Source organism: Bacillus sp. B1-WWTP-T-0.5-Post-4, assembly GCF_009183795.1.
Lineage (GTDB): Bacteria > Bacillota > Bacilli > Bacillales > Bacillaceae_G > Bacillus_A > Bacillus_A cereus.
In genome coordinates, this window is sequence record NZ_WEIJ01000005.1 from 313,799 (window position 1) to 328,811 (window position 15,013).

The window sequence follows — 15,013 nt, forward strand, 5'->3', positions numbered from 1 at the left end:
AATGAAAAGGCGAGCAAGAACTCGCCTTTTTAAATAGAATAGGAGTAAATCAAATGACAAAAAAATTACAGTTATCAGCCGAAGAAATGCGTCAGTTAGGATATCAAGCGGTTGACTTAATTGTTGATCATATGAATCATTTAAAAAGTAAACCAGTTTCAGAAACGATTGATAGTAATATTTTTAGAGACAAGCTAATTGAAACGATTCCGGAAAACGGATCTAATCCAAAAGAATTACTTCATTTTCTTAATAACAATGTGTTTAATCAAATTACTCATGTGGATCATCCTCATTTTATGGCTTTTGTGCCAGGTCCTAATAATTATGTTGGTGTATTAGCAGATTTTTTAGCAAGTGGGTTTAATGTATTTCCTACAGCTTGGATAGTAGGTGCAGGTGCCGAACAAATTGAATTAACGACAATTAACTGGTTAAAATCAATGCTAGGATTCCCTGATTCAGCTGAAGGATTATTTGTCAGTGGTGGTTCCATGGCTAATTTGACTGCACTTACTGTAGCGAGACAGGTCAAGCTGAATAATGACATAGAAAATGCGATTGTTTATTTTTCTAACCAAACTCATTTTTCTGTAGATCGAGCACTTAAAGTATTAGGTTTTAAACAGCATCAAATTTGCCGAATTGAGACAGATGAAGACTTAAAAATTTCAGTTAGTACTTTAAGAAAACAAATAAAAGAAGATCGATTAAAAGGGAAAAAACCATTCTGTGTTATTGCTAATGCAGGGACAACGAATTGCGGAGCGGTGGACTCCCTCGATGAATTGGCTGATGTATGTGGTGATGAAGATATATGGCTACACGTGGATGGGGCTTATGGGGCTGCAGCAATTCTCAGTGAAAAAGGAAGGGAGTTATTAAGTGGAATTCATCGTGCCGATTCTTTAACGTTAGACCCGCATAAATGGCTTTTTCAGCCTTATGATGTTGGTTGTGTACTTATTCGAAATAGCCAATATTTAAGTGAAACATTCCGTATGATCCCAGAGTATATTAAGGATACAGAAACTAATATAGAAGAAAAAGTGAATTTTGGGGAGCGTGGAATTGAACTTTCTCGTAGATTTAGAGCATTAAAGGTATGGCTTTCTTTTAAAGCATTCGGAGTTACAGCTTTTCGTGAGGCAATTGATCATGGCATTATGCTAGCTGAACAAGTTGAAGAGTTTTTAAGGAAAGAAAAAGATTGGGAAGTAGTAACACCTGCCCAATTAGGAATTGTTACTTTTCGTTATATTCCATGTGAGCTAACATCTACAGATACAATTCATGAAATAAACAAAAAATTGGTGGAAGAAATTAATCAAAGAGGATTTGCTATGCTAAGTACGACTAAATTAAAAGAAAAAGTAGTAATTCGACTTTGCTCTATCAACCCAAGAACAACAAAAGAAGAAATACTTCAAATCATGATGAACATAAAAGCATTAGCAGAGGAAATAAACACATCGCCTAAACATCTTATATCTGTTTCTCAACCTTGATATATTAGGCGGATTTTACATATTAATAGCCGATTCTTATTTAGAATCGGCTATTATATTTAAATGATAAATACATATATACTATTTATAAGTGTTTCTCTTGTAATGGGATTAAGCCTCAACCTTGGATACTCGTTTGAAACCAGTCTTTATTGCTTGTACTATTTCGTTCACAGCATAAATAGATACATCGGCATTTGGATTTAACCCTTCAAACCAGTGATAGGCATTTGGATATAAATGAAACTCCACATCAACACCAGCTTGTGCTAGTTTGCTTACATAGGTTAATGTTTCGCTGCGGAATGGATCTAATTGACCAACAAATGTGTAAGTATACGGTAAGTCACTATAATCCTCAGCTCGAGAAGGTGCTGCATAGGCAGGGATTTGATCCGTTCCATACATTTCTCCTAAATACATTTTCCAGCCAGCTTCATTTGCCTTTTGGTTCCAAACAAACCCCTCTTTAATTTCATTCGCTGAAGGTGTATCATTTCTGTCATCAATCATTGGATATAGTGGCATTTGTAAACAAATTGAAGGATATTTTCGATCTCGTGCTAATAATGATAATGCTGCTGTTAGTCCACCGCCAGCGCTTACTCCTGCAACCCCAATTCGATTCGAATCAATGTTTAATGACTTTGCATTATCAGCAATCCATTTTAAAGCTGAATAACAATCCTCAATTGGTGCTGGGTAAGGGTGTTCAGGTGCTAAGCGGTAGTCTACAGACACGACCACACAGCTAGCTTCTTTTGCAAACCTCATACAAGTATCATCGTTATCATTTATAGACCCTAAGATATAACCTCCACCATGTATCCATAATAAGACAGGTAAAGATTCATGATTTGATTTTGGACGATAAATTCGTAATGGTAACGGATTATCATCAGGCCCAACAATGACTTTATCTGTTAAAGAAAGAGAGTCATCAACAACGGTAGGTGGTCTCATTTGAGCTATTCCTTCTCTGATTGATTGCAAATTTTCTGGGCGTAAATCGAGATCCGGAAACATCTCTAACCCTTGTAATAATTCTGGATTTACTCTAGTTTTCATTTTAGCACCTCTATTTGTAATTGTTTTCAAATAAATGAAGTGTATTCTAAGTAGTTTAATTGTGAAAGAACACCACAATTAAATTGTAAATTGGATATGTTATAACGGTCAACAGAATATTCGGAAATTAAAACCTTTCTCAAGAAGGAGTTTCATGCAATCAATAATACAAGTAGTGGATTTAAGAGCAAAGAGGTTTAATGTCGTTGTAATTATGTACATTAGAAAAATTTCTTTTCTAGACTCATGAAGAATTATGAAAAGCAAAATTTTATAGATGGTTATCTTAAAAATAAACAAAGAGAGAAGAACTAACCAATGTTTTTCTCTCTTTTTCATATGTAATTAGGGTATCCATAACTGTAAATATGGATGGTATAGATTAATGGATGAATAATTTATTTTTAAATTAATAACGTAATACATAAAGATTTTTGTATGTAATATTTCATATACAGGGACCACTGGTGAAAATGCTGAGCAATGTTTTTCCATATGGTAAATTAGTTCCTTAGTTATTTATTTTATTTCATTTTCAATCGTGTAAGGCTTGGGGCTAAGATTTACAAAGGTGACTAGTAAAAAATATAACAATACAAGTATAAGATTTTGTACTTAGTAATCTCGCGATTTAAGGCATGACATTGGATAAGTGTGGGGAGTTCAATCGATTTTGAATAAAATCAATAGTATCAGTTGCAATTTTTTTACGTTTAAGAACGATCCCGGCATGCCCGCATGTATAAATATATCGTGGAGGTCTTTCCCAAGATTCCCACAAGTAGTCTGTATCCTCAGAATGCACATATAGATCATGCTTACCTGAAATTAATAAAATATTTTCTTTTTTTACTTTTGGCAATGCTTGACTCGGTTCAGTGATTTTCCAATAATCTATTAAATCATCATACGTAACACCATGATGTTCCAAGTCTTCTCTAATAAATTTACCTGGAGTTGTATTCCAAATCGAATAAGAAAGTCGATTTGCATAGAAAATGGATGCTAACACATCAATTTCTTCTTCAACAAGAGAGGTTAAGTTAGTAATAAATCCGCCTAAACTAATTCCTATTAGAATCAGGGGCCCCTTTTTATTTGCTTTAATCCATTTAATCAAAGCTCGTAAATCAGCTACCGCTTGTCTAGTTGCTTGTAATGTTCGTTCAATATTTGCACTTACCATATACTCTCCACTGAATAAGGATTGATCGGGTTTTCTTTCAAAATGATAGGGTAGAGTGAAATAATACATATTCCACTTCAGGCTGGTCATATGATCGTGGAATATTTTTTTCACACGTTCGTTAGAATCCATTCTCCAACCGTGAACAAAGATAACATGAGGTGCATTTTCATTTTTATGTAAGAATAATTCCCCAGTTACAGAGTCGTTGTGTGAATCACCGGATTGAATCGAACTTTTATAGTTGAATTGCCCAACCATGTATTCATTTTCCTGCTTTGAATGCTTAATGTCAAAATGAAAATGTGATGGTTTTACTTTATAAAAAGATTCTATGTTCTTTATATTTAATGAAGTGTTAGAAAGGGAAGTAAACTGAAACGCTACACTTCTTTTTTTGTGTAAATCATATAAGGCGTACCGATCAATGAGTTTTGAAAAAATCAAATTAACCTCCTCCAAAATACATATTGTTTAAAACCTGGACAAAATTTATGTTGTAAATTAATTATAAAATATTCTCTTTTCCTAATAGTAGGTGATAAATTTGTATATCATATTATAAAGCTTGCAATAAAATAAAACTATAAATATATTATACTAAAATCTAAAAAGCAAGTTAATATTCTTATTCATATAAGAGAATATTAACTTGCTTATTTTCGTATTAAAAGATGCACCTTTTAAAGCGACGTGATTTGTATGAGATACAGTAACTATATTAAAATCCCTATTATAGATATCCAAATAGGTTTCTCTATATTTATTGTATAGAAATTACACAGTAAATATTTTTTGTGCTACATATATTAAATTAATCTTAACCTTTATATAAATTTATTAAACGGAATAACTCCTTACCAATATTCAAAAACGGCTACGTTTTTGAATTTGTGTTCTAGCTTTTCTGAAACAGGTAAATAACTACACATAAACTCCTTATATCTCTAGTTAAACTACCGATTAGCTCCATATAAACTCTAGATAACCTATATAGAATACAAGATATCAAGGAGGTAAGAAAAAATGAATTTTATGAAACGAGCAATTCTCAGTATGAAAAAAAGGATAGGAACATCATTAATTTTGATGGCAGTTTTTCTGATTGTTACAAATTTGGTTCTTTCAGGTTTCACAATCCAAAATGCGTCAAAAAAAGCAGCGGATGCTGCGAGAAAAAAACTTGGTGCAGATGTTACTTTAGGTCTTGATTTCGACAAATTAGGTCAAAAAGCTAAGGAAACTGGAGAAATGCCAAATCCACCGCAGCTCGATACAAAAGAAACAGATCAATTAGCGAAATCCAAGTATGTAAAAGACTATAATTACATAGCTAACACTTTTGGTATTTCTGATGGACTTAAACTAGTAGGAGCTTCAGAAGAAGAAGGAAAAGGTAAAGCCGGAATGGCGGCTGTGCGAGGCGGTTCAAGCTCTGGTACAGAAATAGATATGAATGCTTCTTTTATGATTGAGGGAGTTCGCAAGACTGCATTACAAGAAAGCTTTAAAAACGGAAAAAGTAAAATCATTGATGGAAAACCAATTACAGAGCAAATGAAGGATCAGAATGTAGCTTTAATGGAAAAACGATTAGCGGAATTAAACAATTTGAAAGTAGGAGACAAAGTTAAAGTACAATCAGGGGATAAGAAGGAAACTCTTGAGGTTGAAATTATCGGCATTTACGAAACAAATGAGCAAGCAATGGGTCAACAGGCTCCTCCTATTATGGATCCAGCTAATAAACTATATATGCCGCATTCAACTATGAAAAAATTAGAAGTAGACCAAGGTATAAGTAGTGGTCAAGTCGTGTATTTCTTGAATGATCCACAATATATTGATGCATTTAAAAAAGAAGCAAAAAAATCTAACATTGATTTTAATTATTATAAATTAGATGCGCATGATTCATTGTACAAGCAAATGATTGGTCCTATCGAAAATATCTCTTCGACTTCTCAAATGATTATTTATATTGTATCGATTGCAGGTGCGATCATTTTAGGATTAATCATTATGCTATCAATTAAAGGGCGTCGTAAAGAAATGGGAATTCTATTGTCTATTGGAGAGAAAAAGTGGAAACTGATGGCGCAATTCGTAGTAGAAGTAGTGTGTGTCGCTATTTTAGCATTTGGATTATCCATAACAACAGGAGCTAAAGTTTCTCAATATATCGGGGATAATTTACTTTCGAATGAAATTGCTACTGCAAGCGAAGAAACAGATACTTCGCAACATGGTACTGTAATGATGGCTGGACCCGGTGGTACTCTACAAAATCAAAAAGAAGATCCAATTGATAAAATTGATGTAAGTGTAACAGGAGAAGATGTAGGAAAAATGGGTGGAATTGGACTAGCTATTGCTATAATAGCAACGCTTCTTCCAGCATTATCTATTCTACGTTTAAACCCAAAACAAATTCTTTTAAAAGATGAATGAGGAGGCTCGATATGGAGACGATTTTACAGTTTAAAAATTTGGATTATTATTATGAAAGTAATGGGAAAAATGTAGCGATACTAGATAATGTTAACTTTTCTTTTCAAAAAGGACATTTCTACACGATTTTAGGGCCATCTGGATCTGGTAAAACCACAACTCTGAGCTTAGGTTGTGGACTGGATGTCCCTAAAAATGGTTATGTACTGTATAATGGCAAAGATATTAGAAAAATTGGTTTGGATCGATACCGTAATCAAAATGTATCTGTAATTTTCCAATCTTATAACTTAATTACCTATATGACCGCTCTTCAAAATGTCTTAACAGCAATGGAAATTACAGGTGTTAAAGTGCAAAATAAAACAGCAAGAGCATTAGAATTATTAGAGAGGGTAGGACTCTCAGAAGCTGAAGCGAAACGAAACGTCCTGCAACTAAGTGGCGGGCAACAACAGCGTGTAGCAATCGCTCGAGCACTATCTTGTAATGTTGATTTACTAATTGCAGATGAGCCGACAGGAAATCTCGACGAGGAAACCGCAATGGATATAATAGAACTGTTTCAAGAACTTGCACATAAAGAGAATAAATGCATTATTGTTGTGACGCACTCACAGGAGGTTGCTAAAAAATCAGATCGTGCAGTGTATTTAAGTAAGAAGAAGTTAGTCATAAATGAAATCTAATATAAACATCGTAGCTGTTTAATTCACATATTTTTCAAAAACTAGACCTTTCAAAAGCTTATATTTGATTTATAATAAAATCAAGCCATAATCAAAATGGTCTCCCTGTACTGAATGTTAAAATAGTTTGTCGTTCCCGTTTTAATAATATTTGAAAAAGAACTTGTAGAATATCCTACAAGTTCTTTTTATTATAATTGGTTACCTATATCATGGGATAATTACACATAAAAAACGGGACATTACCTAGATGTATGATCTAAATGCTGTCCCGTTTCCCTATGTATCTGTATAGTTATTGCAGAATTAAACCTACAATCATAATTAAACTAAATACTATCATCCAACCAAACGCGCAATAGCCAAAAATTCTAATCCATTTAGGTAATTGATTCATGTTAATTTTATTTGTGGGAACTCCTTGCATAGAAAACATCATTTTTTGATCTCTATCTCTATTATTTTGTTGTTCATACATAATATCATCACCTTTCCAGAACTATTGTGTTTATAGTATATCAGCCTAAAGAAAATTATGTACAGAATAAGAGGGGATAACATATATATTATGTGGTGAATTTTATAAATAAAGACATTTAATTGCCATGGTTCTAAGCGCTAATCCGTTATAAATTCTGAAAAAGAGCCCTACATAAATAGGAATCTTTTTCTTCAAATATTAAGTTGCTGGATATACATCAGAACCAAGGTAACGTTCTTTTATAATTTGAAGATGATGAAGCTCATGACCAGCAATGATGTATGCTAATGCACGAACTGTAACTTCAGAATTATTCGCATTTCCTCTTTGTGACCAAGCTTCTTTATCTAAGCTTCTAAGTAAACACAGGGTAGATTGGCGAACAACAATTAAATTCTCAAGAAGATTTTGCATAGATTGCTTATCAAAAGCAGCTCTAAGAACATACATATCATCATTATAGCCTGGAAGTTCTGCTGTCTCGCCTCGAGCGATAGATAGCAATCGATACGCCATAATCCGTTCTGTATCTGCTATATGACCCATTACTTCTTTTATACTCCATTTAGTAGGAGCATACCGGAAAAGTCCCTCACTATCAGAAATTTCCTTTAATAAGAGATTCGTTTCCTTCATTTGTTGTTCTAGAATATGTATGATATTTCCGTCTGATACCAAGTTGGTATACGTTGCATAATAGGAGCTATATTCACTTACTTGTGGTCTTATTTGCATACGAATCATCCTTTATGTTTAATCTTTACATATAGCTTATCATAAAAGAATTCCAAATTAATCTGAAAAATGGAGGCAAATATGCATTTTTCATCCTCCTTTTTAGTTTCATAGATGAAATGCATCTCAAATAAGAGAATCTAATTTGCGCTATGCGGAATTTCGTTTTTTTGCTGTTATAGTAGAAGATAAATATGTAAATTGAATACAGTTTGTCACTACTTATGATAATCGCCATTTAAGAAGCAGCATTTGTCCATTAAGTGAAAAACCTGTTAATAAGTTTATATTTACTACAAAAACAAACAAACTCGTCCTATTTAAAGGAGAGTTTGTTTGTTTTTGTGTTTAGATAATGGAATGCTCATGCGAAATTGTACACTATGTTCCATATTTTTTATTGAATACTTTATATCTAGCGTTTCAAGAATTTGTTTAACAATATATAACCCCAAACCACTTCCTCCAGTATTTCGATTTCTTGATTTTTCAATTCGATAAAATGGTTTGAAAATTTGTTGTAAATCTTCGTCTTTAATATTGACACCTGTATTTATAATTTGCATTTCGATTTGACCTTGTTTCGAATCCTCACTTAACTTTATATAGACTTTTTCATTATGTGGTGAATACATAACCGCATTGTGAATAATATTTTTACATGCTTTTTCTAAAAGAGCACAATCTGTATAAATAGAAAGGTCAGAATCAATTTCTTTTATTATTTCGATGCTTTTTTGAGAAGCAAAAAATTCGAGATCTTTTGTGATTGTACCTATTAACTTTGAAGGATTAACTTCCTCTACTTTTAGTTTGAAGGTGTGTTGTTCTAATTTCGATACGCTTAAAATTTCACGAACTAATTGTTCCATACTTTCAATAATTTGATGATTTTTCTTTAAATATTGATCGCGATTTTGATAAGGGCCAATATTGTAAATCATCCCTTCTAAGTAGCCTTTCATTACAGTAAGAGGGGACTTTAATTCATGTGCTACAATCGCAAAAAACTCTCTGCGTTTTGTTTCTATTTCTCTTTCTTTTTCAATATCATTTTTTAATTGTTCATTTGCTTTTTTTAAATCAAACATAGCTTGTTGTAAGTTAATAGACATGTCATTCAAACTATTAGACAATTCTCCTAACTCATCTGTAGAGCGAACCTCAATTTTTTCGGAGAAATCTAAATTTGCCATCTTTTGTGCACCTTCATTAATATAAATAAGTGGCTTTGTAATAAACCTGGAATAAAAATAAGCACTCCCTATACCAATTACGAGTACAATGATACTAATATAGGGGAGAAAGCGGACTAAAACCTGTGAAGCTTCATCAATCGGTTGAAATGTAGCAAAGACTATAAGCGTTAAACTACCATCTTGGAATTGAATTGGTTTCGTAACGTTATATGAATTGCTAAGGGTACTTGCATTCTCGAATCGTGTTGCTTTAGTAACTACTGTTTTTTGCGTACCACTTTGAATAAAAGAAAACGAAGGAGAGTAAATAATTACTCCTTCTTTATTTTGAAGATAAAGCATCGCATTATTTTTTTTTGCGTATTCATCAAAAAGTGGTATCGCATCTTGAAACGTAAGATTTTTAGACTTATCAATGATTTCGTTTATCCCTGTTTGAAGTTGATCTGTTTTATATTGCTCATAAAATGTAGGGAGAAAGAAGTATAAAGTTAAATAAATCAATACTGCAAAGGATAACAAAATGAGAGATGTAGTCATAAAGAGTTTATAAGTGATTTGCTTCATTTTCATGAGTTTCACAATACTATTCATCAATTTTATAACCAATACCCTTTATTGTTTTAATATAAGGGATAGCTAATTTTTTGCGTAGGTTTTTAATATGTGTATCAATTATTCGTGTTTCTCCAAAATAATCGTAACCCCAAACTTTCTCTACGATATTTTCTCTTGTAAGTACTTTTCTCTCATTTTGAAATAGTAGTTGTAGAATTTCAAACTCTTTTGTCGTTAATATAATTTCAACATCATTTACATAGACTCTATATGCATCCACATCGATACGAACTTCTTTAAATATCAAATGATTATTTACATTTTTATCATAACTTCTTCTAAGTACAGCTTCGACTCGTCTAATCAAAACATGAAATGAAAAGGGTTTTGTTATATAATCATCGATCCCAAGATCGAATCCTTTCATTTGATCTTCTTCTTCTTCCAACGCAGTTAGCATAATAATTGGTACGTTTGACTGACTTCGAATCATTTTAGAAACTTCAAATCCATTAAGATTGGGCATCATGACATCTAGAAGAATTAAATCAAAGGATTGCTTATTAAATTGTGTCATACCCTCTAGTCCATCTGAAGCGACTACCACTGTATAATGCTGTGTCATTAAAAATTGTTTAATTAATTCCTGAATTTCTTGATCGTCCTCTACCACGAGGATATGATAGTTTTTCATAATATCACCTCTGGTAGTCATTATAGCCGTACAATCTGGAGTTTATGTGGAGATACAGTAGTAAACTTCATAGAACGCTTACTACCAAAAAGTATTATTAGCTTTATTACTTTTTTATGGAGAAATAATTGCTTAAAAAAACTTATTGTATGAATTGGTGTACGATTAATATTTACGAAAAACTAATGTATAATAATGTGAATTGTATGTAGTTTCTTAAAATTTGTGAAAATATACTTTTGCTTCTTTACCAAAAGAGGAAAAGGAATTTCAATATAGAAGAAACTACCGTAATACTAGAGTGTGTGCCAAGAACTTTGGATTTCTTTCATCTAGTTTCTATTTAATCGTTAATCACTACATAATAATGTTCTTGCTAAACCAAAAGTTTAAAGGTACAAACTTGGAGAGATTTATATAATGCTAGAAAGGTTGTGAAATGATTTGATGGGTTATAAAGCGATGCTGTTTGATTTAGATGATACATTACTTGATAGGGATAAAGCAGTAGAGGCATTATTTTTAATTGTTTTAGAAAAGTGTTATGAAAATGTAGATGGTGCGGCTAAAAGCAACATGTTACAGAAATTCAAAGAATACGATAAAAGAGAATATGGCATAAGTAATAAAACGACAGTTTTAGAATCATTGTTTGATGAATTCACGCCAAGGTATAGATTGCCACGCAATTACATCCAAGATTTTTGGAATAATAATTTCCCTAGATGTTTTTCAATAGACAAAAATACTATTCATTTCTTAAATCAAATAAAGAAGCACTGTAAAGTTGGAATTATAACAAATGGCTCAACTCAGAGGCAAAAAGCTAAAATATTTAACACGAATTTAAATAGGTATTTTGAAACAATCATTATTTCTGAAGAAGTAGGATTTAGTAAACCTGATAAACGTATATTCGAACTAGCATTAAATAAGCTAAATTTACAACCGGAACATACTTTATTTGTTGGGGATGACTTAGAAAAGGATATTGCTGGTCCTCAAAATGTAAATATAAAAGGGGTGTGGTTTAACCCTCAGAAAATCAATAATACTACCAAAATACAACCATATGCCGAGATTAACACTTTGGATAATTTGTTAAGTTATGTTACTCCACAATATTTTTATAACAAGTAAAGGCAATTCCATATATATATTCAAAAATATAAAAAAAGAGAAACTATCATTAATTTCATTGACCGTATTAGTAATAAAAAATATATACTTACAATAAAAAATAGAGGCGATTTTAATAGCTGTGGCTAATTTAATCTATGATTAATACGAAGTCTTGTAAAACAATTTTACTCATACTGTGTAAATTATAAAGGGGTGGTGTATAGTGATAATAAAGTTATTGAATTTTGATTAAAAAAGATAAGAGCCTTACTACATTCTATATGCAGCAAGGCTCTTTAAAGTTGTTTCAAATTATATCCATCTGCTTATGTAATGCTTAAAAAATGAATAATAAAGTTGTTTACTTCTTATTAAACTAACGCCCCCGTTTTTAAGTGTAACTCTTCACAATTATTTGATATTATATAGATAAATAGAAATATAAATCAGAATTTAGTTTATAGTTATAAAAATAAGTTATTTATACCCTTATAATTCTTCAGAAAGGAGAGTGTATGAAAAAGACTATTGTTTTTGTATTAACGATATTTATATTATTCTCAGGATTCGCAACACAAAGTTATGCGTTGTCAGATTCGAAATCTGTGGCAATACAAGCATTGCTAGATGATGCCTGTCGTACGTCAGGTGTGCCTGGAATGTCACTCTCAATACTTGCTGATGGTGAAGTGTTCTACTTTTCTTCTGGGTATGCAGATCTTGAAAAGGGACTGTCTGCAAGTGAAAATACACTCTATGAGTTGGCCTCGGTGAGTAAAGCTTTTACTGGTATGGGGATTTTGCTATTGGAAGAGCAAGGGCTGCTATCAATGACTGACCCTATCCAAAAATATTTACCTTGGTTTACGTTAAAGTATCAAGGTAAACCTGTTGATATGCAAAACCTTACACTAAATAACTTTCTTCACCATACCAGCGGCCTAACAAATATTAGACATCTTCAAAATATTCCACAAGGTAATACGCCTGATATGTTGCAAAAGACTGTGGAAACGCTGGTAGATGCAGAATTGGCGTTCTCTCCCGGTGAACAATATAACTATGGAACCGTTAATTATGACGTATTGGGTTTGGTTATTGAGATTGTATCACGACAAAGCTATGAAGACTTTATGAAGGAACAGGTATTTCTACCCTTAGGTCTTCACCAGACGTATGTTTATAAAGAAGATGCTCAAGCCACTGGACAGTTAGCACAGGGCTACCGTTCTTCCTTTTTTATAACAACTCCATTTAACGCTCCGGATTATGCTGGGAATAAACCTGCCGGCTATATCATTTCTAATACAAAAGATATGGTGCGTTGGATGGGCATACAGATGGGTATCGTGCAGGACATACCCGAAATATTTCACAGGGCCATCGAAAAATCACATAGAGGTGATATGTCTGTTTCGGCTGTCAATGATATGTATTATGCGGCAGGTTGGTCGGTAAACGCCGAACAAACGTTTATAGAACACACTGGGCGTAATCCAAATTTTAGTACCAAAGTAGCCATACTGCCAAATGAAAGAACAGCCATCTGCTTACTGAGCAACGGCGCAAATACCAATATAAACCTGGTACTACAAGTTAATGATATATTAAACGGCAATCTAACTCAGTCATATGAAATAAGCGGCACACAGCTTTTGGACATCATTTTGTCGTCTACCACAATTATTCTTTGCCTATTAGCCGTTCTGTTATTTTTCTTAGGATTAAGAAAAAGGAAAATGAATGAGCAGCAGCCAATGACAAAAAAGAGAACAATCGTAACAATTATTTTCCTAATCGCTACGATTGCCCAGTGTATAATGTTTTTTGCCTTCGATTGGTCAACGATACTTATTTGGCAAACATATAGTGTTCTTACAGCTTTAATTTCGTCAACATTATTAACAGCAAGCATTACTTGGTTTGTATATACTCATCGATTAGGTGCTTCGGTCCGAAAATAAGTATAATGTTAAGTAAATAAATCTTAATTTATCGATATCCGTAATTTAAAAAACAGAAGACACCTCGGTGTCTTCTTTAATGTCATCGACACTTCTCCTAGTTAAAACCACTTGCTATTTCTTCCACTAACCTGCCTCGTTAGTAGAAGAAGGATTTTTAAACTACTATATTATTTTTTAAATGACTTTATTGTAAATTAAACAACTTTATTATCTCTGTACAGGTGGGACTATGGAAATAAAGAAAGTAGTAATCGATGGAATCAATATTGCGCTCATTAGAAACGATAAGGTATTAATATCGGATGTTCAGTCTGCATTAGATACTATGGCAACAGTTCAATATGAGGTAGATGCGAAACATATTATTATCCATAAATCTTTAATAAGTGAAGATTTCTTTGATCTAAAAACACGGCTTGCGGGCGATATCCTTCAAAAGTTTATAAACTACAAGGTAAAGATTGCTATTGTTGGAGATTTCTCTATGTATACTAGTAAAAGCTTAAAGGATTTTATTTATGAATGTAATAAAGGGAATGACATTTTTTACTTAGCAACTGAACAACAAGCAATTAAAAAACTAAGTACATTAAAGTAATAATTATATCCTGCTAAATTCCCCCATTTCACTTAGTTCATAATTATATACGATATAGAAGAACTGATGTTTGTGGTAAACTAAGAGATGAATAAAGGGGGAGTTTTTTTGAACAATTTTAATAATATAATCCAAGATTTAAATAATATAGTTTACAAACCTAACAACTTAATGATTACGAATCTAAAAGAAGAAAAGCAAAACGCAGAATATGCCGGATGTTTATTCCACTTAAATAACAAAACCATTCGTTTTAGAAAATCAAAAGTTACACCTAATAAAATTGGTCAATTCGTTTCTTTTTGGGCGAAAGATGAAAATATGCGAAATAGAGCTTTCTCTTATGAAGCTGCTCCTGATTTATTAGTAATCACTTGTATTGCTGATAATAAACTAGGGCAATTTATTTTTCCTAAAGAGATTCTTCTTAAAGAAAAAATATTGAGAACACAAAGTCAAACAGGGAAAATGGCAATGAGAATTTATCCTGTTTGGGATACCACTGTTAGTAATCAAGCTAAAAAGAGCCAAGCATGGCAACTTCAATATTTTGTTGATTTAAGTGATAGTAATAGTTTGCCTATAGATAAACTATTAAATTTATATTCGTAGCTTTTGGTTTGCCACAAAAAGAAGTGATTACAAAAAACATGTGTAATGACACCTCCTATGTGAATCGTAATTTTTGTACCGGTACAGTTTAATGAAATGTACGTTGTTACAGTGCCCCTTAAAATTTACAATCAGCATATATTAT

At 32.4% G+C, this 15,013-nt stretch carries 13 protein-coding genes; 7 read left to right on the forward strand and 6 right to left on the reverse strand.

Annotated elements, in window-relative coordinates; all coding sequences use genetic code 11:
* The first annotated feature begins 53 nt into the window (after positions 1-53).
* Entirely contained in the window at positions 54-1,508 is a 1,455-nt protein-coding gene (locus tag GBN91_RS18250) for a pyridoxal phosphate-dependent decarboxylase family protein (protein WP_000162820.1), read from the forward strand.
* Between the two features lie 111 nt (positions 1,509-1,619).
* Here GBN91_RS18250 and GBN91_RS18255 read toward each other — a convergent pair whose 3' ends face one another.
* Positions 1,620-2,576 carry an alpha/beta hydrolase gene (locus tag GBN91_RS18255; protein WP_152121927.1) on the reverse strand — a complete coding sequence of 319 codons (957 nt, stop codon included), beginning with the start codon at positions 2,574-2,576 and terminating at the stop codon, positions 1,620-1,622.
* Between the two features lie 631 nt (positions 2,577-3,207).
* A complete protein-coding gene (locus tag GBN91_RS18260) occupies positions 3,208-4,209 on the reverse strand; it encodes an alpha/beta hydrolase (RefSeq protein WP_006922694.1) in 1,002 nt (333 codons plus the stop codon).
* A gap of 579 nt (positions 4,210-4,788) precedes the next feature.
* Between GBN91_RS18260 and GBN91_RS18265 the strand changes: the two genes are divergently transcribed.
* Together GBN91_RS18265 and GBN91_RS18270 are read left to right on the forward strand one after the other, a co-directional pair.
* A complete protein-coding gene (locus GBN91_RS18265) occupies positions 4,789-6,213 on the forward strand; it encodes an ABC transporter permease (protein WP_102956051.1) in 1,425 nt (474 codons plus the stop codon).
* 11 nt (positions 6,214-6,224) lie between these two features.
* The gene (locus GBN91_RS18270) at positions 6,225-6,902 is read left to right on the forward strand and encodes an ABC transporter ATP-binding protein (RefSeq protein ID WP_000447851.1); all 678 of its coding nucleotides are present in this window, start codon (positions 6,225-6,227) and stop codon (positions 6,900-6,902) included.
* A 295-nt stretch (positions 6,903-7,197) separates the two neighbouring features.
* Here GBN91_RS18270 and GBN91_RS18275 read toward each other — a convergent pair whose 3' ends face one another.
* The 4 genes from GBN91_RS18275 to GBN91_RS18290 form a co-directional block, all read right to left on the reverse strand.
* Positions 7,198-7,380 (reverse strand): hypothetical protein, encoded by a 183-nt coding sequence (locus GBN91_RS18275; protein WP_000273238.1) that lies wholly within the window; start codon positions 7,378-7,380, stop codon positions 7,198-7,200.
* 201 nt (positions 7,381-7,581) lie between these two features.
* Positions 7,582-8,118, reverse strand: a complete 537-nt coding sequence (locus tag GBN91_RS18280; RefSeq protein ID WP_046392780.1) for a DinB family protein — start codon at positions 8,116-8,118, stop codon at positions 7,582-7,584.
* 320 nt (positions 8,119-8,438) lie between these two features.
* On the reverse strand, positions 8,439-9,890 hold the full coding sequence (locus tag GBN91_RS18285; protein WP_002024224.1) for a sensor histidine kinase: 1,452 nt from the start codon (positions 9,888-9,890) through the stop codon (positions 8,439-8,441).
* Between the two features lie 13 nt (positions 9,891-9,903).
* Complete coding sequence (locus GBN91_RS18290; protein ID WP_000800727.1) at positions 9,904-10,569, reverse strand: response regulator transcription factor; 666 nt, start codon at positions 10,567-10,569, stop codon at positions 9,904-9,906.
* A gap of 447 nt (positions 10,570-11,016) precedes the next feature.
* On the opposite strand from GBN91_RS18290, the gene GBN91_RS18295 reads away from it, so the two are divergent.
* The 4 genes from GBN91_RS18295 to GBN91_RS18310 all read left to right on the forward strand — a co-directional run bounded on the left by GBN91_RS18295 (position 11,017) and on the right by GBN91_RS18310 (position 14,868).
* A complete protein-coding gene (locus tag GBN91_RS18295) occupies positions 11,017-11,709 on the forward strand; it encodes an HAD family hydrolase (protein ID WP_000540710.1) in 693 nt (230 codons plus the stop codon).
* Positions 11,710-12,206: 497 nt separating this feature from the next.
* Entirely contained in the window at positions 12,207-13,655 is a 1,449-nt protein-coding gene (locus GBN91_RS18300; RefSeq protein WP_000751389.1) for a serine hydrolase domain-containing protein, read from the forward strand.
* Positions 13,656-13,887: 232 nt separating this feature from the next.
* Positions 13,888-14,256, forward strand: coding sequence for a DUF4180 domain-containing protein (locus GBN91_RS18305; protein ID WP_006929740.1), 369 nt, complete (start codon positions 13,888-13,890; stop codon positions 14,254-14,256).
* Between the two features lie 87 nt (positions 14,257-14,343).
* On the forward strand, positions 14,344-14,868 hold the full coding sequence (locus GBN91_RS18310; RefSeq protein WP_080353311.1) for a MepB family protein: 525 nt from the start codon (positions 14,344-14,346) through the stop codon (positions 14,866-14,868).
* The last annotated feature ends 145 nt before the right edge of the window (positions 14,869-15,013 follow it).

Excerpts from the sequence above, each read along its gene's own strand:
- GBN91_RS18250 (WP_000162820.1), top strand. The coding sequence starts at position 54 with ATGACAAAAAAATTACAGTTATCAGCCGAAGAAATGCGTCAGTTAGGA.
- GBN91_RS18255 (WP_152121927.1), bottom strand. The coding sequence starts at position 2,576 with ATGAAAACTAGAGTAAATCCAGAATTATTACAAGGGTTAGAGATGTTT.
- GBN91_RS18265 (WP_102956051.1), top strand. The coding sequence starts at position 4,789 with ATGAATTTTATGAAACGAGCAATTCTCAGTATGAAAAAAAGGATAGGA.
- GBN91_RS18270 (WP_000447851.1), top strand. The coding sequence starts at position 6,225 with ATGGAGACGATTTTACAGTTTAAAAATTTGGATTATTATTATGAAAGT.
- GBN91_RS18275 (WP_000273238.1), bottom strand. The coding sequence starts at position 7,380 with ATGTATGAACAACAAAATAATAGAGATAGAGATCAAAAAATGATGTTT.
- GBN91_RS18280 (WP_046392780.1), bottom strand. The coding sequence starts at position 8,118 with ATGCAAATAAGACCACAAGTAAGTGAATATAGCTCCTATTATGCAACG.
- GBN91_RS18285 (WP_002024224.1), bottom strand. The coding sequence starts at position 9,890 with ATGAAAATGAAGCAAATCACTTATAAACTCTTTATGACTACATCTCTC.
- GBN91_RS18290 (WP_000800727.1), bottom strand. The coding sequence starts at position 10,569 with ATGAAAAACTATCATATCCTCGTGGTAGAGGACGATCAAGAAATTCAG.
- GBN91_RS18295 (WP_000540710.1), top strand. The coding sequence starts at position 11,017 with ATGGGTTATAAAGCGATGCTGTTTGATTTAGATGATACATTACTTGAT.
- GBN91_RS18300 (WP_000751389.1), top strand. The coding sequence starts at position 12,207 with ATGAAAAAGACTATTGTTTTTGTATTAACGATATTTATATTATTCTCA.
- GBN91_RS18305 (WP_006929740.1), top strand. The coding sequence starts at position 13,888 with ATGGAAATAAAGAAAGTAGTAATCGATGGAATCAATATTGCGCTCATT.
- GBN91_RS18310 (WP_080353311.1), top strand. The coding sequence starts at position 14,344 with ATGAATAAAGGGGGAGTTTTTTTGAACAATTTTAATAATATAATCCAA.